General features: G+C 68.6%; 12 protein-coding genes and 5 pseudogenes. 8 read left to right on the top strand and 9 right to left on the bottom strand.

Features of this window, described 5'->3' with window-relative positions:
* Positions 1 to 511: 511 nt before the first annotated feature.
* From ACF1AG_RS32590 to ACF1AG_RS32575, 4 genes and pseudogenes are all read left to right on the top strand, one after another.
* The gene (locus ACF1AG_RS32590; protein WP_391810863.1) at positions 512 to 1,231 is read left to right on the top strand and encodes a GNAT family N-acetyltransferase; all 720 of its coding nucleotides are present in this window, start codon (positions 512 to 514) and stop codon (positions 1,229 to 1,231) included.
* Between the two features lie 409 nt (positions 1,232 to 1,640).
* Positions 1,641 to 2,261: pseudogene (locus ACF1AG_RS32585) on the top strand (NmrA family NAD(P)-binding protein); the annotation flags it as partial.
* A gap of 1,562 nt (positions 2,262 to 3,823) precedes the next feature.
* Positions 3,824 to 4,300, top strand: coding sequence for a DUF6233 domain-containing protein (locus ACF1AG_RS32580; RefSeq protein ID WP_391810862.1), 477 nt, complete (start codon positions 3,824 to 3,826; stop codon positions 4,298 to 4,300).
* 251 nt (positions 4,301 to 4,551) lie between these two features.
* Positions 4,552 to 5,005 (top strand): annotated as a pseudogene (locus tag ACF1AG_RS32575) (ATP-binding protein).
* A gap of 387 nt (positions 5,006 to 5,392) precedes the next feature.
* Here ACF1AG_RS32575 and ACF1AG_RS32570 read toward each other — a convergent pair.
* Both ACF1AG_RS32570 and ACF1AG_RS32565 read right to left on the bottom strand, forming a co-directional pair.
* Positions 5,393 to 5,863, bottom strand: a complete 471-nt coding sequence (locus ACF1AG_RS32570; RefSeq protein WP_391810861.1) for a lamin tail domain-containing protein — start codon at positions 5,861 to 5,863, stop codon at positions 5,393 to 5,395.
* Between the two features lie 2,392 nt (positions 5,864 to 8,255).
* Positions 8,256 to 9,572 (bottom strand): hypothetical protein, encoded by a 1,317-nt coding sequence (locus tag ACF1AG_RS32565; protein ID WP_391810860.1) that lies wholly within the window; start codon positions 9,570 to 9,572, stop codon positions 8,256 to 8,258.
* Positions 9,573 to 9,810: 238 nt separating this feature from the next.
* On the opposite strand from ACF1AG_RS32565, the pseudogene ACF1AG_RS32560 reads away from it, so the two are divergent.
* Positions 9,811 to 10,032 (top strand): annotated as a pseudogene (locus ACF1AG_RS32560) (transposase); the annotation flags it as partial.
* A 473-nt stretch (positions 10,033 to 10,505) separates the two neighbouring features.
* Here ACF1AG_RS32560 and ACF1AG_RS32555 read toward each other — a convergent pair.
* The 3 genes and pseudogenes from ACF1AG_RS32555 to ACF1AG_RS32545 all read right to left on the bottom strand — a co-directional run bounded on the left by ACF1AG_RS32555 (position 10,506) and on the right by ACF1AG_RS32545 (position 12,020).
* A complete protein-coding gene (locus ACF1AG_RS32555) occupies positions 10,506 to 10,703 on the bottom strand; it encodes a hypothetical protein (RefSeq protein ID WP_391810908.1) in 198 nt (65 codons plus the stop codon).
* 264 nt (positions 10,704 to 10,967) lie between these two features.
* Positions 10,968 to 11,225 (bottom strand): annotated as a pseudogene (locus tag ACF1AG_RS32550) (DUF6083 domain-containing protein); the annotation flags it as partial.
* 294 nt (positions 11,226 to 11,519) lie between these two features.
* Entirely contained in the window at positions 11,520 to 12,020 is a 501-nt protein-coding gene (locus ACF1AG_RS32545) for a transposase (protein WP_391810859.1), read from the bottom strand.
* Between the two features lie 277 nt (positions 12,021 to 12,297).
* Between ACF1AG_RS32545 and ACF1AG_RS32540 the strand changes: the two genes are divergently transcribed.
* Both ACF1AG_RS32540 and ACF1AG_RS32535 read left to right on the top strand, forming a co-directional pair.
* The gene (locus tag ACF1AG_RS32540) at positions 12,298 to 12,501 is read left to right on the top strand and encodes a cold-shock protein (RefSeq protein ID WP_004986771.1); all 204 of its coding nucleotides are present in this window, start codon (positions 12,298 to 12,300) and stop codon (positions 12,499 to 12,501) included.
* A 344-nt stretch (positions 12,502 to 12,845) separates the two neighbouring features.
* The gene (locus ACF1AG_RS32535; protein WP_391810858.1) at positions 12,846 to 14,339 is read left to right on the top strand and encodes a DEAD/DEAH box helicase; all 1,494 of its coding nucleotides are present in this window, start codon (positions 12,846 to 12,848) and stop codon (positions 14,337 to 14,339) included.
* Here ACF1AG_RS32535 and ACF1AG_RS32530 read toward each other — a convergent pair.
* From ACF1AG_RS32530 to ACF1AG_RS32520, 3 genes are all read right to left on the bottom strand, one after another.
* On the bottom strand, positions 14,261 to 14,869 hold the full coding sequence (locus ACF1AG_RS32530; RefSeq protein ID WP_391810857.1) for a hypothetical protein: 609 nt from the start codon (positions 14,867 to 14,869) through the stop codon (positions 14,261 to 14,263). The two genes, ACF1AG_RS32535 and ACF1AG_RS32530, sit on opposite strands and share 79 nt — an antisense overlap.
* 363 nt (positions 14,870 to 15,232) lie before the next feature.
* The gene (locus ACF1AG_RS32525) at positions 15,233 to 16,018 is read right to left on the bottom strand and encodes an SDR family oxidoreductase (RefSeq protein WP_359599779.1); all 786 of its coding nucleotides are present in this window, start codon (positions 16,016 to 16,018) and stop codon (positions 15,233 to 15,235) included.
* Between the two features lie 38 nt (positions 16,019 to 16,056).
* On the bottom strand, positions 16,057 to 16,419 hold the full coding sequence (locus ACF1AG_RS32520; protein WP_359599778.1) for a nuclear transport factor 2 family protein: 363 nt from the start codon (positions 16,417 to 16,419) through the stop codon (positions 16,057 to 16,059).
* 78 nt (positions 16,420 to 16,497) lie between these two features.
* On the opposite strand from ACF1AG_RS32520, the gene ACF1AG_RS32515 reads away from it, so the two are divergent.
* On the top strand, positions 16,498 to 17,292 hold the full coding sequence (locus ACF1AG_RS32515; protein WP_391810856.1) for a MerR family transcriptional regulator: 795 nt from the start codon (positions 16,498 to 16,500) through the stop codon (positions 17,290 to 17,292).
* A gap of 372 nt (positions 17,293 to 17,664) precedes the next feature.
* On the opposite strand, the pseudogene ACF1AG_RS32510 reads toward ACF1AG_RS32515, so the two are convergent.
* Positions 17,665 to 18,371 (bottom strand): annotated as a pseudogene (locus ACF1AG_RS32510) (IS5 family transposase); the annotation flags it as partial.
* Positions 18,372 to 18,510 lie beyond the last annotated feature (139 nt).

Genomic DNA, 18,510 nt, shown 5'->3' with positions numbered 1-18,510 from the left:
ACGGATCCCGCATTGAAGGTCGGTACCCACCCAGGCTTGGATTCCCAGTGACATCTATAACGTGCGCTCTGCGGTGACGGCCGCCATGATGGGCAGCACGTCATGCCCGACGCATCACTCGCCTCACTAGGTTCGAATGACCGTGTGAACGGCTGAGATCGAATGGACAGGAGCTCGGCCAGGAGTTGGGCACTTCGCCGCCAGAACCCGCGAGGCGCTGTCAGTCGACTTCCGCCGCTCGCACGACGGCACCGGCTCGAACGTCACCCGGTCGGCGCTTCTCCGGATGAACCGCCGTCATGGCCCAGCAGTGCCGCGCAGGATCGCATGCAGCCTGTGAAGCAGGACCCGGCCTCAGGGGCGCTCTTCGCCTCACCATCGCCCTTCCCCCACGTCCGGCATCCCGCCGGCCTCACAGCACCTCGACAATGGAGTTCATATGGATCACACGTCTCTCGCCTCCCAGGCGGATTCGGCCGCGCACGCTTTCGGGTCGGCCATGGAGAGGCTGGTGAGTGTCGTGCCCGGCGCCACCGGGCGCAGCTGCCCCCAGGGCACTCACCTCGCCCTCACCCGCTCGCAGATACCCACTCTCAACGTCGTGATGAGCACGCTGAAGACGCCCGACGCGGAGGAGATCGCAGACCTGGCCGCCGTGGCGGCCGCGGAGGCGGGCCTCGGCGGATTCCCCTGGAGTATCCGCCTGCGCGGCGGCCCGGACGAAGCGATCACGCGCAAGGCCGGCGAGTACGGGCTCACCGGCAGGTCCGAGCAGCCCTTCATGGTGCTGCCGCTGCAGGACGCGCCGACGCTCCCGCCGAAGACCGGACAGGTGCGGGTGCGCGCCCTGAGCGGTGACGAGTACAACGATTTCGCCGAGGTGCTGGCCGCAGGGTTCGGTGCGCCCGCGGTGATCATCTCCAGCCTGTACACGCCGGCTGTTCTGGATGCGCAGGGGATCACCGCCTACGTGGCCGAGGCCAACGGGGTCGACGTAGCCGCGGGCCTGGGGGTCGTTGTAGAAGGCCACCTCGGTGTCATCAACGTCGCCACGACGCCGCAGCACCGTAGAAGGGGTCACGCCCGAGTCATGATCGAAAGGATTCTGCGCGACGGCAGGGCCTCCGGCGCACACACGGCCTACCTCCACGCGACCGCTGAGACAGTAGGTCTCTTCGAGAGCCTCGGATTCCGCACCGCGGAAACCTGGACCTCGTTGACCGGGACCTGATCGCCGCCCTTTCGGCCGGGCGTATGTCTCGCTCACCCGAGCGGCTTTCAAGACTTGGAATTGAGCTGTCCCGAGCGGAAGGGTTCGACCTGGTGGGGCAGGCTGGCGAAGCCGGCGGCGGCGAGCACCTCGCCGAGTGCCGGAAGTGCCGCGGTCCGCGATACGAGCGCCGGGTCCCCTCGACCCGGGCCCGATCACCGAGGTCGCGGACCTGGAGGTCGGTCACCCGCAGTCCGGCCGCCGGTGGTGACGGCCAGAGCCACCAGACCGGCCGGTTGGCCACCGAGGTGGTCGGTGATCCCTCCTTCTGGAGCGGACTCCGGCAGCCGCTCGGTCAGCTGCTTCAGCAGCCCGCTCTCGCCGGTCAGCTGAGGCCCTCGGCCTGGGCCCGGCTCACCAACTCATCGATGTGGACGCGGCGAAGGCTGAAGGAGTACGGCAGTTCGTGCAGTACTCGACCAGCGGAGTCGGTGAGCACACCCGGACCGCCGGCTGGGCCGAGGGCCGCTGGGCGGCGAAAGCGGACTACTTCCACACCAGCAGGCGATCATGGAGGTGGCGCGGGGTGCGGGCTTTGCCCGCTGGACGGTGATCAAGCCCGCCTTCTTCATGGAGAACCTGCCCCTGCTGGCACCCAAGGGGCCGCGCGGCGGACTGCTGACGGTACTAAAACCGGATACCGAACTGGCCCCTGGTGGCCGTGCGGGACATCGGCACGGCTGCGGCGCACGCCCTTCGAAACCCCGACCGTTTCCATCAGGTGGAACTGGAACTGGAACTGGCCGGTGACCTGCGCACGATGGAGCAGATCGCGCAGACCTTGTCCGCCGCATGGAGCGAGCCCGTGACCGCGCCCTCCATGAGCCTGGAAGAGGCCCTCGATGCGGGTATGCCGGCGTGGGGAGCCGGACACGAGTGGAACAACGCGGTTCTCCAGCCCGCCCGGCCCGAGCTCGCCCGGGAGTTGGGCATCCCGGTCACCACCTTCGCCGAGTGGGTGGATGAGCAGCTGACACCCGTGTCCGGCTAGCTAGGGCGTACCCGGCGCTGTGACGCTCGGCATCGCCCGCCGGGGCGGACTGGGGCGAGGAGTTGGAGTAGCCCTGCCCCGTCATCCCCGCCGCGGTGGTTGCAGGATTCGCCGCACCCGTTGGCCAGCCTGCCGCATACGTGCAGTAATCTGCGGGCTGACGAGCGCGTCTCCGGACCAGGCCACCCGCACCGCCTCGACCAGGGCCGTACGAAATGCTCCGGGAGAACCGAGCAGCGGAGTACGGGGGAAGCCGCGCCGACCGACGCGGCAACGTCGACCAGGGCTCCGCCGTCGACCTCCACAGGCTGCGCGAGCCGGATGACCCGCCGGGCGAGCCGGAGGGGGCCGAGACCAGTATGGGCCGGTGATCAGGTAGTCGGTGGTGATTCGGCTGCCCGGCCCTTGGCTGACGGTCGCGGATGGGCTGGACACCTGGGTGTGGCCCGTCGCCGCGCTCACCTTTCCGCGCGGCTCACTCCCCCTGAGCCCGGTGCAGGCGGCGGGCGTTGGCGCGGCGGGACGGGATGGCCGGGGCGGCGACCGTGCCGGCGATCCGGGTCCGCGCCGCGGTGGCCCAGACGAGGGCGAGTCGCGCTGCGACCCGGGCCAGGGCACTGCCTCCGGGGCGGACGGCGATATGGAGGTGCGAGATCCTTCACGGGGTCCAGATCGCTGCCCCAGACGACCATGCCTTCGCAATCCGCGAGGATGTCTCGCACGATCGCCTACTGGTGCGGCCAGAGCCTCTCGCTCCCGGCGAGCGGGTAGGCCGTGGGGCACAGGGCGATCGCCGTGCCGGAGAGGTGGTTGGACTCGAAGTCGGCGCCGACCGTGCGCCGGATGGTGTGGCCGGTGACACCGCCGCCCTCGCCGGTGTCGAGCGCGGCGATCTCATAGTGCCAGCGCCGGCAGCGTGCAGCAGCACCGCCCCGGCGTCGCCCCGCCGCAGCCCGAGCGAGGCGTCGGACCTCCCCATCCGGCCGGCCGACGTGACAGTGCCCGAAGAGCGCACCTGACCGCTATGGTGACTGACCATGTCACCGATGGCCCGCATCTTGCAGATAGCCCTGACGCTCTCCGGCTTTGCCCTACTCGCCTATGCCGCCCTGTGGGACATGGACGACGCCACAGGGTGGCAGTGCCGAGCTACTGAACTGGGACAGGAGCCGGTACAAATCTGCGGCACCGAGGACGGCCTGCACACTCCGATCCTCCTCGGTATGGGTGGGATCGCTCTAGAGATCGCGGGCGTTTCCGTCGTGGTGGGGGCCCGCAGGGGACGCTCGGTCGAGGCTTCGCCGTCAGCCGTCCCGGCCTCGTTCGCACCAACCCCCCTTGGTGCGGCGCCCGTCGGCTCAGCGCCCTTCGGATCAGGGCAAACACCCCCTGCCCCCGCTGCTCCCCCCAACCCGTGGCCTGCCCAGGCGCCTCCACAGACTGGGCCCGGACAGCGCTGACGGAAGCCGCTACGCCGGAGGCCTGCTCGACGACCGACAGCGGACGCCTACCCCGGCACCCGTCCGGCGCGTCGAAGGCAGCCCGCACCTCCGGAGTGGATCGTGGAACTCGGCATGGGTGAAGGGCGCCTGCCCCTGCAGCTTCACGCGGGCAACTGCCACATGGCCAGCAAGCCACGCCGCCCCGTCGAACGGAACGAAGTCCGCTGCCCCTTCGCCACGGGACTCAGGGCGTGCCGCAATCGCCGGTCTCGCCGGATCGCTTGCCGCGTACCCCGCAACCTCGAGCTTCGGCTGGGACACGTGGCACATGGCCAGCTAGTTGGCTGGTGGCTTGTGCGGGCTCACCCTTGTGCTGAGCAGACGCCCCGGCAGCCGTCGGGGTGGACGCGGTTGGCTCCCTGGCCGCTCCCACCGGTCTATTCGGCGACGATGGTCTCCTGCTGCACACCGGCCGCACCACCACCCTCACCCGGACGGCCAGCTCATCTGTCGCCGGGCCACTCGCCGGGCGCGGCATGGGTCATCCATGGACGATCCGGTCGTTTCTCCGCCGGGCGGGCAGCCGGGAGACGCTGAACGTCACCTCTGGTGGAACCCAAGCTGGTGGTGCGGCGTCTCCCGCGATGCCTCCGGCCGGTGGAGCCACCCCGCACGCTGCGCCACGCCAGCTCCGACCTCTCCCCCACCGGCATTCCCCGCCTGACGTCGCCGCCGCGCTCAGTGACTTGTGCAACAGTGATGCGAGGGTTTGCGTAGGGTCAAGTTTCGGGGGTAACTGAACCCCTTTAACGGGGTTGCTCGGGACAAGGGGGCGGCGTGGCCCAGTAGTGCACGAAGACGAGGATCAGTCGCTGGCCGGCCGTCCCCGACGGTCCACAGTCTCCACGGAGGGTGGGGAGCGGATCGGTGAGGCCCGTAGTGCGGCCCACCGTTTCATGACCGAGGTACAAGCCGTTCACGGCACCCCGGTGTCGGGAGCGTGCGATGGGCCTGGCGGAGCTGGTCTTCAGCGAGCTGGTGACTAACGGGCACAAGTACGCGCCTGGCCCGTGCCTGCTGGATCTGGAGGTCAACGACGGCGCCGTGGAGATCAGCGTTTGGGACAGCAATCCTGTCCTGGCCGGACGCCGATCCGAACCGAATCGGCAAGCACGGCCTGGAGATCGTAATGGAGTGTGCCGCAGCTTCCAGATCCGCCGCGAGCCGGTGGGCAAGCGCGTCAAAGCCGCGATCGTGCTGGCCGACGATCCCGGCGGGCACCCCGCAGGCCGCCTGATGTGACCGGCCCGGTTACCGGGCCGCTTCTCCGCATCCGGTGCTGCACCTCAATGCCCTGATGCCTCGGCACAGGCGCGGCGGCCCGGCCGACGCGCAACCGGCTGAGCACGCCCCGACCCCCGGACCTCCGCGCCGCCCATCCTGCCCTCCCAAGGCGCGGCTGTCGCGGGCAAGATGGACTTTCGTGTTCAGGCCGCCGCGTGAGCGTCCGACGCGGTCGTGGTTCCGCCCGTATTAGCGCGTAGCCACTCACGGAACCGTCCACGCCCGCGACAGACAGCCCAATACCGCACGCAGGCAAAGACGGAGCGGCACGCCACCGTTGTGGTGGCGTGCCGCCAGCTGGTCGGGACGAGTCGGCGGTGCGGGCCGCCGGTTCATCGGCTGGTGTTAGCGGCGTCCGCCGCGGCGCTGGCCCCAGGACTCGCTGTCGACGTAGCGGCCGCGGTCGTTGCGGAGGGTGGCGGTGTCGGAGCGGTTGTCCCAGACGTAGTGACGGCGGTCCTGGTAGACGTCCGAGCGGGTGTCGCGACCGATGCCGGTGTGGACGCGGACGGTGGAGCGGCCGCGCAGGCGGAAGTCGTCGAAAGTGTAGCGGTGGCCGTCCTCGTCGCGGAGGGTCCAGCCGTCGAGGTTGACGGCGCGGCGGCTGTTGTTGGTGATCTCCACCCACTCGCGGTTCAGGGAGCGGTTGGAGCGGTCGTCGCGGCCCGGGGAGTCGTACTGCACGTCCGAGATCTCCACAGTCGGCCGGTGCGGGCGGGCCTCGGCAGCGGAGGTCGGCACCGTCAGAACCGCGGTCAGGGCGCCGGCGGTCAGGACGGCGGCGGTGATGCGGCGGGCGGTGATGTTCTTCGACACAGGTTCCCCCTGCTTCGTGCGGGCACCGCCGGCGCTGGCCGGGACGGTGCCTGGTGCGGGTGCGGCCGGCTGGCCGCGGCCACACCCTGCCCACACCGTGCCCACCATGTGTAGAAATCGTGCCCCACGTTACAGATTCTGCATAATTCTGAGACTGTCGACTGCATTATCCATATACATCAGGTTGACGACGCATCAGGCCGTCGACCGGTGGGCGCCAAGGCCTCGCACTCAAGTCCGCCATGGCACGCCACCCCGGCGGAAAACAGACGTCACCCGAAAGTGAGTAACAGGCTCGGGCCTGAACCTTCGGGGTCTTGCGGCGGCTGCTGCCCAGACGGCACCGGACGGCCGCGCCCGCGCGGCCGGTTGCGGTTCGCCTCACCCTCGCCGAACTCGCCGTGGCCCTCCCCACGGACCGCACCTCGCCCGCAAGCGCGCCTACATGTTCGAGCTGTCCGGCCGGGACGCCGCCCGGCCGAAGCTCCGGGACCGCACCGCGTGCCTCGTGCGCGCTGCCGCGGCCGGGTCGAGCATGTCCGTGGGGACCGCCGGGTCCTGGGTGCGTCCCAGCCTTTCACGGACCACGGAGCCCATGTCGACGGCGCTGGCCGTGGCCGTGCCCCTCACACCCGACGACCGCCCCGACGTCCGGCCGCCAGCCGGGCGAATGCCTCCGTGTGTGGTGCAGGTTTCGACTCTGCACCACTTACGGAGGCCTTCGTGTCGCCCCGTGATACCCGGCTGACCGTTCGCGGCAGGCAACCGTGTGCAAGAGGGCGGGCATGACCGCTCCCTCCCGCCCACGTTCACCGAAGTCCCGTGGGAACCCCCTGCCGCGCGCCGCGGCTTCCGGCTCAGCGAAGCGGCCCACCGGGGAAGAACCCCGACGGGCCGCTTCGGTCACACCGTTGTGTCACCTACCACTCGTCTGCGTCACGTACCTACCGTGGTGGCCGACTGCAGCACCGTGCACTCGGAGCCCCACCACGGATCTCGCTCAGCGTGCGGTCCGTGTGGTCCGGCGGAGCGGAAGGGATGCCCGCGGCCTCGAGCAGGTGGAACTCGGCCGCCACGCCGGCGACGGACAGCCGGCCGTCCGGGAAGAGAACAAGGTCCATCCGCCATCCCCTCAGGGACGCCGACGGCGTGCTCGACATGATCGCGAAGGATGTCAGGTCGCGCTTCAGCGGCTCCTCGCTCCACCGGAACGACGCCAGACCGCGGACCACGAGCAGGGCGGCGTCGCCCGTGCGGTACTGGGGACGAGAGCACCTCGCTGACCTCATCAAACTGGCATCCAATGGAACGTGATGGCGCGAGTTCGAGTGATGGGCGACGAGGACGAGGTCGCCGCGGTGTTGGAGGTCCTGATGCCGTTCGTTCAAGCGTCTGCCCGGTTCGGGCCGACGGGTAATGTTCGAGCTGCTGCCCGCCGCGCCCGGCCCGGTCAAGGTGGAGCGCGTCGACGGGCCTGCTACCCACCAACGGGAAGTCACCTGACCGGTCGCCGTGTGCGCGGCGGGGGCAAGGGCATCCGTGCGGTACCCCACCGTGGAACGCCCCCCGAGCCGCGCGTGGCAAGGGCCGCGCCCAGTGCAGCGTCCCCCTGTCGCTGCACTAGCGCGGCCCTTGCCGGTTCTGCAAGGCACCCGGGCTACTGGCGCCTGACCGCTTACCGTGCTTTAGCTCACCCGTTCGTACTGAGCTGGGGAGTCCGTGCACCACCAAGACACCAGGCCGCATGCGGCATAGTCGCGCACGTATCTACCCTCATCACGGCGTACGTCGGCGTTGGAGCCGTTCTCGCATGCGCCGTCGTATGTCGTCATCGCCCTGGGCGGTTGGCACCTGAGGCGCCGACCTACTCGGCTGGGCTCGGAGCTGGGCACCGTAGTGGTCGGATTGCCTGTGGATCTGGTCCGGTTGACGGTCTGTCGGCCAGACGATGAGCAAGTATTCCTCGACGGGTTCGTCAACGGCTCCATCGGGGGCGGTGTCGCGGCCTCGCGCATGCACCCGGACCCGGTAGGTCCCTGGCCCCTGCGGCGTAAGTACAGGCAGGTCCGGAGTATCACTCATGACGCTTGTGACACGTAGGGCACCATTGGTCGTCTCTACGCTGTGGTCGACGACCTCATCCCATGCGTCGGTGTCCACCCGCTCGGGTGGACACCGACGCACCTCAACACTGACGTTGACCCAGCCTGCGCTGATGCCAGTGCAGATCACAACCTGGCCTGGCAGAGAGAAGACCAGCCCGTTCGACGTGTCGAACCCGGTCGGAACGCGCTTGTCGGAGTCGGCCAGTTCGAACGTGTGGTAGTCCACGCGGACGACACTGGAGGCCGTGGTGGGCGCTGGCTCCGTCATGCGCCCATGTTAGAGGCTGTTACTGGACGATCCACACGTGAAACTCGTCATCCTTCAGGACGCGGTTCTCGTTGTAGAAGATGCGTAGATCGTCACGCCCGGCGGCGGTGTTTTCATCACCGGGGATCATGCATGCGCTCCAGCCGGGGCCGGTGCGGCTGGAGAGGGAATTGATCTGGCACCAACTGAACGTTCGTCCGAGCTGAGGGTTGCTGGTGGCGCCCTCATTGGTCGAGGCAAAGGGGTACTCGTCGCAGGTGTATCCGGCAGGTCGCGGATAGCCGCCGGGCCTGTCTGCCCGGGGACATGCTGTGCTGCGGTTGGCTCTGATCGCACTGTCATCGGTCAGCCGCGTCAACGGCTGACCATCCGGGTACGAACCAGGCAGCCCGGACGCCTGCGCCTCCTGGATGTGCCGCGCATAGTTTGGGTAGAGGCCGCTGAGGCTGACAACGTTGACGGGGGCGTAGTCCTTGAAAACGCACCCGGGTGTGGATACGCCCTTGAGGTCGTTGTCACAGCGGATGGGCACGGCCACCTGGGAACCGATCAGTCCGCTGTCTTCGACCCACGACGGGTTGTCGAACACCCAGTACATGGTGGACTTCGTCTCCCCGATCGCGCCGGCCGCGGTGGCCGTGCTCGTGGGCACCGCGTCGCCCCAGGGCGCGCTACCCACCGAAACGGACTGCGCCGGGAAATCGACGTCAGCATCCGAGAGGCTGCACGGCCCAGGGCACGTGGCAGCGCCCGTCACGGTGGTGCCGGCGATCTGCCCCCAACCGCCATACATGCGGATGGTCACCTGGTGACCCCAGGTCGGCAAGTCGTGTGTTGTGTAAACGAGTTCGTTCGTCTGGTAGTAGATCTGCCCGATGAGCTCACCGCCGGGAACGGTGATGACATCGAGGAGTTTTGTGTCGATCGAGCAGGCGTGAGAGCGCGTGTGGTACCAGGTGCCGTCACCGTTGGAGGCGTCGTAGCACCAGTCAGGCAGGGGAACTGGTTGACGAGCCGCGCGGGCGGAGGCATCGGTCTGGGGAACCGACGGCTTACGCGCCGGCGCGGGTGCCGAGCACGCAACGGCCTTACGTCCTTCGGTCGCGAGCGCCTTCAAGCGGGAACGCACCGCCTCACACGAGTTGGCGACGTCGGCCCGTGCAGTGCTGTTGGCAGGGCGCTCCGCTTTCTGCGGCTTCGGCTTTGGTAGTTCGGCTGTGGCAGCGGTCCGCTCGGACGGCCCGGGAGTCTGACTCTGCGATGTTGCAGCGATCGCTTGAGCGGGCAGTAAAGCAAGTGTCAGTGCTACCAGGGTTGTTTTGAGAACGAATCTCACAATCTTCCCTTCGCGAGTAGGCGGCGTAGCACCGACGATCAGCAGGTGCCACGGACGTCCGTCACGCTAGGGCCAAGATCCAAGCAGATGCATGGCATGGGCATGCTTTGTCCGAAAGCGGTTACGGGTTCGGCTGAACGCTTCCATCTCCCCGCCGCACGTGTAGCTCCAGTACTCCAGCACCCTTTCGAACTGCGGCGAGCGGGGCCACGACTTCGACCACTTGCGAGGTTGGCTGCGCCGTCGGCAGATCGTGCCGCGCATCGCCCGCCGCGGGGTGGAGAACTCCAACCGTCTGGGTCCGCGTCGCTGGGTGGTCGAGCGGACGATGTCCTGGCTGAATGGATGCCGCCGACTGCACCGCCGCTACGAGCGCAAGGCCGGCCACTTCCTCGCCCTCGTTGGCATCGCCAGTGCCCTGATCTGCTACCGGCGCCTTCGCCGATCAGGACATTCGTAGAGTGCCCAGCAGGATGCTAGACAACAGGAGGTTGCAGGGATGCTCGACGCGGCCGTGGAAGTGCCGATCATGGACGACCTGGCCGTGTTCAGTGGCGACTGCATCGTCGCATGGTCGGTGTGCTCGGCGAGGGCCCGGTGGACGGCTCGTTCCAGGAGGCGCTCGGGTTTCTGTCCTGTGCGAATAGCTGTCGTCTGAAGAGCTGTGCGTGCGGCGGGCGGTAAAGCGACGTTGAGCAGCACGTGTCCGCTCGCGTCCGGGTAGTGCGTGGTGATCGCGTCGATGGGGACCCGGTCTTTGAGACGTCGGTGCAGCCGGTGGGCGGCCCGTTGGGGGGTCTTGGCGGGGACGAGTGCCATCAGGCGGGTGGTGTCGTGGCTGGCCGCGAGCGGCATGCTGCGGCAGATCGTGTCGAGTTCGGCAGGGTGCAGTGGGTGGGTGAGGGTGATCTCCAGTGCGTGGTGGGGCATTTGTCACCGCGGGTTGGGTTGGTGAGGTGCGGGGTGCGGCAGCTGGGTGTGGATGTGGGCGGTGTGCAGGAGGGGGTCAAGGAGCTGCCGGTCGGCGAGGGGCAGGTCGGCGGCGGGTAGGGCCGTGTGGGTGGTGCAGCGTTGGGTGCGCCAGCGCAGTTGTTCGCCGTAGGGCGGGTGGTTGAGGTCGTGGACAGCCATGGTGCCGCCGGGGAGGGCGGGGTGGCTGTGGTGAGGTTGGACGGGCAGTAGGGTCCATCGTCCTGCGGGGCGGGGTGGGTCGAGGATGGACCGGGTGCAGCGGTGTCGCTGGCGGGTTTGGGCGATGCTGCGGATGTTTTCGACGGGCTCTTGTGCGTGGTAGGGCGTGAGGAGGATCCGTACGACGGGCCGGTCGGGGGAGGTAGTTTCGGTGAGGGTGGATGTGCAGGGCGCCGGGGTGAGGGCACCGCTGTCGATCAGGCGGTGGGAGCGGACGGCGAGGTCTCGGATCAGCAGCGCCTGGCGAGGGCTGGTGACGCGGTGCTGGGAGGCGGGGGGCCGGGGGCACCGGGCAGCGTGTGGCAGGCGGCACCATCCGCTGCCGTCGTCGTGGGGGTAGGCGATGCCGTTGCTGATGTGCCGGCGGCAGGCTTCGGGCACGTCGGTGGTGGCGGCTGCGGTTGGGTGCGGTGCGAGGGGCCGTCGTTCGCTGCGAAGGGCCTGACGACCGGTGAGGTCCACGCTCACCTGGGCCGTGCAGCAGCCCCCGTCGGCGGGGAAAACCCCGAGCACCTGTTCCACCGGGACCTCGTCATCGGAACACCCCCGCGTCGGCCGGGAGGACTCTCCCTGCCGGCGGACTGCCCGCCTCGCTCATGTTCACCGCCTGATGACCGCCATCCACGCTGTGGTTCCGGACCGGCCGGCCGTCTGACGCGGCACCAGGGGACGCCCGCGGGGCCGGCGTTCCTGTCCGTCGGACCGCCGGTCACAAGGAACGCCTGTCAGGAGTTGTCGTCGCATGTCGCGCCCGCATCAGCAGCGATACGAGGGTGACGGCTGCTTGGTGGGACTCGGCGGTCTTGTCGTAGCGGGTGGCGACCTCGCGCTGCTGCTTGAAGCGGTTGAAGTACCGTTCGACGATGTAGCGCCGCTTGCAGAGCCGCTTGTCGAAGGCCGGCGGGCGTCCGCCTTTACTGCCGCGTCGGAGCCGGTTTGCAAGCTGTGGTCGGACCGTTCCGGGACGGTGTGCAGGATGTCGCGTCGCCGCAGCCAGGTGCGTATGGCCTTGGCGCTGTAGCCCTTGCCGCCGATGACGTGGCCCGGTCGGACCCGGGGCCGGGTCGGACCCGGCCGGGGCACCCGGATCGTCTGCATCACAGCGGTGAACTGCGTGCAGTGGTTGGTGTTCCCGCCGGTGACGGTGAAGGCGAGCGGTCGCCCCCAGCGTCGCAGGCCAGGTGGATCTTGCTGGTCAGGCCGCCTCTGGACCGGCCGGGCCCCGGGTTGCGGAGCCCTCTCGCGCAGGTGGGGCAATATCTGTTCCCGCGGGCTGAGATTTCACCGGAGCATGCGGATAGATTTTTTCCCGTAATAAGGAGGGCGGCGCTCTTCACGGCACGGCGGCTGCTGCGGCGTGCTACTGTCGTGTGAGTTGCAGTTGTGGTTCCCAAAACTTCAAGTGCTCCGGTCGGCCTTGTGCCCCCGGCAGCGTTTTTGTATCTCCGGTCTTTTCCGGATGGGGTGATCATCGCGGCGACACGGGGTTCGCACGGTGCGGCCCTCGTATGCACTGCCCCGAAGGAGAAATGACATGGCTACTGGTACCGTTAAGTGGTTCAACGCGGAAAAGGGCTTCGGCTTCATCGAGCAGGACGGTGGCGGCGCCGATGTGTTCGCCCACTACTCGAACATCGCCGCCCAGGGCTTCCGTGAGCTGCTGGAGGGCCAGAAGGTGAGCTTCGACATCGCGCAGGGCCAGAAGGGTCCGACGGCCGAGAACATCGTTCCCGCCTGACGCTGACTGTCACATATTTGTAGCTGGGGCCCGCATCCCTCGGGGTGCGGGCCCCAGCTGCATGCGTTACCCGCAGTGGCGTCGCCTACGACTGCAGACGACAACTCGACGTCGTCGGCGCACGCACGAGATTCGTCCCTCAGACGCATCCCTTCATAGCTGCAGCGCAGTGGGCGCTGCGAATATCGAGCCCACAGCGCCCCCAAGATTCCAGCGCCTGCGCCGCACAGAGCTCCTGTTGGCCAGATTCACTTTCAAGGCCCACCGGCCCATTCTTGCAATTCTCCGTGCTGCTCATCGCTTCGGGAATTCCTTGATATGCGCCGTATCGAGGAAGGTTCCGCATGAACCGCACACGCAACAATGACCGATACGCCCGCACCCGTAATGGCAGTGCCGACTCCGGAAGGGGTGGCAGCCGCTTCGGTTCGCCGGCGCCGCGCCGGTCGGCCGGACCGAGCCGCTCCGGGGGGTACGGCCGTCGGCCCGCCGCCGTCCAGGGTGAGTTCGCGCTGCCCCGGACGATCACTCCCGCGCTTCCCGCCGTGGAGGGATTCACCGATCTCGACATGCCCGGGGAACTGCTGGCCGCGCTCCGCTCGCAAGGCGTGACTGTGCCGTTCCCGATCCAGGCCGCGACCCTGCCGAACTCCCTCGCCGGCCGCGACGTCCTCGGCCGGGGCCGCACCGGTTCCGGCAAGACCCTCGCCTTCGGGCTGGCCCTGCTCGCCCGCACCGCCGGGCGGCGCGCCGAGCCCGGGCAGCCGCTGGGGCTGATTCTCGTACCGACGCGTGAACTGGCGCAGCAGGTCACCGACGCGCTTTCCCCGTACGCCCGCTCCGTGAAGCTGCGCCTGGCCACCGTCGTGGGCGGGATGCCGATCGGCAGGCAGGCGAACGCGCTGCGCGGTGGCGCAGAGGTCGTCGTCGCCACCCCCGGACGCCTCAAGGACCTCATCGACCGTGGCGACTGCCGGCTGAACCAAGTTTCCGTCACCGTCCTCGACGAGGCCGACCAGATGGCCGACATGGGCTTCATGCCGCAGGTCACCGGCCTTCTCGATCAGGTCCGCCCCGAAGGCCAGCGCATGCTGTTCTCCGCCACCCTCGACCGCAACGTCGACCTGCTCGTACGCCGCTACCTGACCGACCCCGTCGTGCACTCCGTCGACCCCTCGGCCGGCGCCGTCACGACGATGGAGCACCACGTACTCCATGTCCACGGCGCCGACAAACACGCGGCCACCACCGAGATCGCCGCCCGCGACGGCCGCGTGATCATGTTCCTGGACACCAAGCACGCCGTCGACAGGCTGACGCAGGACCTGCTGAGCAGCGGGGTACGGGCCGCCGCCCTGCACGGCGGCAAGTCCCAGCCTCAGCGCACCCGCACCCTTGGGCAATTCAAGACCGGGCATGTCACCGTGCTGGTGGCGACCAACGTCGCGGCGCGCGGCATCCACGTCGACAACCTCGACCTCGTCGTCAATGTCGACCCGCCGACCGACCACAAGGACTACCTCCACCGCGGCGGCCGTACCGCCCGGGCCGGCGAGTCCGGCAGCGTCGTCACGCTCGTCACACCAAGCCAGCGCCGCGGCATGGTCCGCCTCATGGCGGACGCCGGGATCCGGCCTCAGACCACCCAGGTCAGCCCGGGCGACGAGGCCCTCAGCCGGATCACCGGAGCCCAGACCCCGACCGGCATCCCGGTCGTCATCACCACTCCGGTGGCCGAACGTCCCAAGAAGCGCGCCACCTATCGCGGCCGACGTCGCCCCGCCCCGGCAACCCGGCGTTCCGGCGCACTCCGGTCCACGGCCGCTGCGGCCGCATAGAACCGCCGCCGGTCCGAACCTCGCCCGTCTGCGTAGGGCGCACCTTCTGGCGCTGGGAACAGTTGCAGGATCGCCTCACGCACAGCGCCACCTCGATGGTCATGTCGTGCCAGACCTGCGGTCCGGTCCCTTCGACCGTGACCGGCCCGATGACCAGCAGATCCAGGTGTGAGGGTTCTGGCCGCGTGGCGCAGGGCTGCCGGGTCGGTGTGGACGTCGTTGACCAGGCCGATGTCCGCGGCGCGCTCGGCGCCGATGGTGCGGCCGGTGAACGCCAGCTCGCGCAGGTGCCCCTGGTTGATCAGGAGGGGGAGGCGCTGCAGGCCGCCGACCACAACGACGGCCTGACCGGCGAGTTCGGCGAGCTGCTTGTCGTCGGCCTGCTGGAGGAGCTGGCGGCGCAGTCGGGGGCGGGTGACACGGCTGAGCAGGACGGGCAGAGCGTCCGCGAGGGTCTTGACACGGCGTTCCTCGCCACGGCCGTCGACGCCGTAGTGGGCGCGGGAGGTCGAGCACAGCGCCTCGACCACCGTGGGGAAGCGCCTCATCCGGCAGCGCCTCGTTCACGGCGTGCTGCTGCCACAGCCAGTTCGTCCCGGCGTTCATCATGCTCTCAATCGCTCAGGGGCGTAGGTGAAGGGACCCGGCCGGTCCGCTTCCGCGAGACCAGCCGGGCCGGCCATCAGACGAGGCCGAGTAGGGCCAGCGTCGTGAGCCCGGTGCCGTGGCGTGGCGGGCTCGGCTGCTGGGTTCTCGGCCTGTTGGCTGCATGGGAAGAGGCGCTCTCCAGGTGCAGAGCTTGTCGGGTCGTACCCGCATGGTCCTTGTGACGGAGGGGATTCCGCCACCGGATCGAACTGTTCGCGAGTGGCTGCTCGGAACCGGTGTCTGGCTCAAACGGTTGGAACAGTGCCGCCGTCGATGACGTACTCCGCGCCCACAATGGATGAGGCTCGGTCCGACACGAGGAAGCCGACCAGGTCCGCGACCTCTTCCGTCGTTGCGAACCTTCCGATTGGAACCCCTCCGAGGGAATCCATCAGGCTCTGCTCCGCCTCTTCGCGGGTCAGTCCGTTGCCCTTGGCGAGCTGGTCGATGAAGCCCGCATACGCTCCGGTCTGAATCCCCCCGGGGCTGACGGCGTTTACTCGCACGCCTCGTGGGGCCAGTTCGTTCGCGAGACCCTTGCTGTACGTACGCAGGGCACCCTTCGCCGACGCATACGGCAACGTCGCTTCGTGCAGCGGCATCTGATGCTGAATCGACGTGACGTGGACAACTGCTCCTGATCCTGCCTCCACCATTGCCGGCAGCAGTGCTCGATCCAGTCGAACAGCTCCCAGCAAGTTCAGGTTGAGCTCCGCCAGCCAGCGCTCCTCAGACGCTGCGGCGAATCCGCCAGGCGGGGTCGACGATCCTCCGACAACGTGCACCAGGATGTCCAGCGCACCTACCTCAGAAATCTTGGACACTACAACCTCTACACCGCCCACCGTGGAAGTGTCCGCCTCGATGAACCGGTCGGGGCGCTCGTAGCCGCCGGGCATGGTGCGTGCCGTGGTCCACACGTCGGCACCCATCTCTCGCAGTCTCTCTACGACGGCCTTGCCCGAGCCCTTCGAACCGCCCGTGACCAATGCCCGGCGACCGTCGAGACGATCGCGATCTGAGCTAGACATTTTTCTCTCCACTGAAGATTGAGGTGGTGCAGGTTCCGTCAGACCGGGTGGTTGGCGATGACGAGTTCGGCGATGAGGTCGTCCCGCAGCGCGAACCGGTAGTCGAGCTCGGCGACGCCTCCCGGGAAGGTGCCTTCGAGCCGCACGGTTACCACCCAGTGGGTGTCATCGACACGGTGAGCGCCGATCCGCTCGGTCGTGTATTCGAACTCGGACCCGGCGTCCCGCAGGAACGCGTCGGTCTCCTCCCGGCCGCGGAAGGTCTCGTCCTGGTCGACGATCACCGCATCCTCGGCGAGGAACGACGAGGCGGTGTCGGCGTCGCGGACGATGTGGGCGCCCAAGAACTGGCGGACGGCGGGCGGGAGCAGATCGGACGGAAGATCGGTGTGCTGTGTCATGAGCCCACCGTGTGACCTCGCGGCGCGGGAGGGTCAAGCCGTGGACTCTCCCCCAGGGGGAACCTTCAGAATGGGGGGATGCTGACCATTGGCGAGTTCTCGCGGCTGACCCACTTGAGCGTGCGGACCCTGCGCCGGTATCACGAGGCGGCCCTGCTGGAACCTGCCGTGGTGGACGAGACCACCGGTTACCGTTACTACGGCGTCGATCAAATCCCGACCGCGCAGGTCATCCACCGGCTCCGCGAGCTCGACGTCCCCCTGGGTGATGTGCAGCAGATCCTGCGGACCCCCGACCCTGGTGTCCGGGCGGTGCTGGTCGCCGAGCACCTGCAACGTCTCGAGGACGCGCTCGACCGCACCCGGGCCGCAGTCGTGTCGCTGCGCCGCCTGCTGCGGCCCGCTCCCGCGCCCATCAATGTCGAGCTACGTGCGGAGCCCGCACGGACGGTCGCGGCGGTGGAGGCCGTAGTCGGGCATCGCGACATCGAGACCTGGTACGCAGGCGCGATGGCCGAATTGGAGGCGGCCGTCGGCGCCGACGTGACCGGACCGCCGGGCGGCAGCTACGACAACGCCCTTTTCGAGCAGGAGCGCGGTCACGCGCTCGTCTACCTGCCGTCAGCTGCGCCACCTCGCACCGGACGCGTACACCCCGTGAGTCTGCCGGCCGCGGAACTTGCGGTCACCACCCATGTCGGCGAGCACGACGGCATCGATGTCACGTACGGCGAACTCGGGGCTTGGGTGGTGGAGAACGCGATGTCGGTGGCCGGGCCGGTGCGGGAGGTCTACCTTGTCGGCCCCCGTGACACGAGCGATCCCGCTGCGTGGCGCACCGAGATCGGCTGGCCGGTCTTCCGTGTCACCTGAGGCGGTCAGTGCGGTGCGGAGTCTTGGAACGACAGGGCGCACACGTTGAGCCTCGCGCTCTCACGAGTTTGGAGCACCGAGGCTTGATCAAACTGAGCCGGCCGTCGAAGGTGATGTCGAAGGCTTGCAGTGCGGCCTTCCAGCGCATGGTCCGGCGTTTGCGTCCGGTGCCGGTCGCGTCCAGGCTCTTGACGGCCAGGTAGACGCACTTGAGCGCGGCCTGGTCGCGGCGCGGCAGGACTGGGAGAAGGTCGCGAAGGCGCTCAGGCGCGTCTACATCGCGCCGACCGAGGAGGCCGCGCTGGAGCGGTTCGTGGAGTTGGCACGAACTCCGCCCACGCGCTCTCCCAGAGCCGGACGATCGCCGGATACTTCCCGCCCCAGACGTCGGTGCACCGTGCGTTCCACGGTCCATCGGTGACGGCCCAGTCGCTGGGAGGACTCGATGCCCTTGGGGGCGATGCGCGGGGTGATGTTCCGAGAGCGCAGCCACCGGCGCAGGTGGTCGTAGTCGTACCCCTTGTCGCCATGGAGCATGGCGGGCCGTCGTCGGCGCGGCCCGCGGCGGGAGCGGATGGGCGGGATGCCGCGCACCAGGGGTTCGAGCCCCCGGCTATCGTGGGTGTTCGCGGCTGAGATCCCGATGGAGAGGGGCAGGCCGGTCCGCTCGATGATCAAGTGGATCTTTGATCCCTTCTTTCCGCGATCTACAGGATTCGGACCCGTCAGGTCCCCCCTTTCGTCGCGCGCATGTTCACGGAGTCGATGGCGCACCGGGACCGGTCCAACTCGCCACGCGCGCCGAGTTCGTCCAGGACCAGGCGGTGCAGCTTGCCCCGTACCCGGGCCCGGCTCCACTCGGTGAACCGCCGGTGCGCGGTCGGCCCGGACGGGCCGAAGACCGGCGGCAGTTGCCGCCAGGTACACCCCGTCGTGGCCACGAACAGGATCGCCGCCAGCACTTCGCGATCACCGTAGCGGCGTCGGCCGCCACCCTGCGGACGCACCGGCGCAGCCGGGACCACCCGCTGGAACAACTCCCACAACCCGTCCGGCACCAGACGCCCCGCCATCGCCATCACGGCCGCCAGCCTGGTGATCAAGCCAGTTGAGACGATCTCTAAGACCGTGTCCTACGTGGTGAGGCGTCGTTGACCTCGACATGGGGCGGGGTACATGGAGTTGGATTGTTCCGGACGGGCTGTGGGAAATCGCGAA

Origin of the sequence: Streptomyces sp. NPDC014764 (genome assembly GCF_043082785.1) — a bacterium.
GTDB lineage: Bacteria > Actinomycetota > Actinomycetes > Streptomycetales > Streptomycetaceae > Streptomyces > Streptomyces althioticus.
This window is presented reverse-complemented; position numbering and strand designations above follow the sequence as displayed.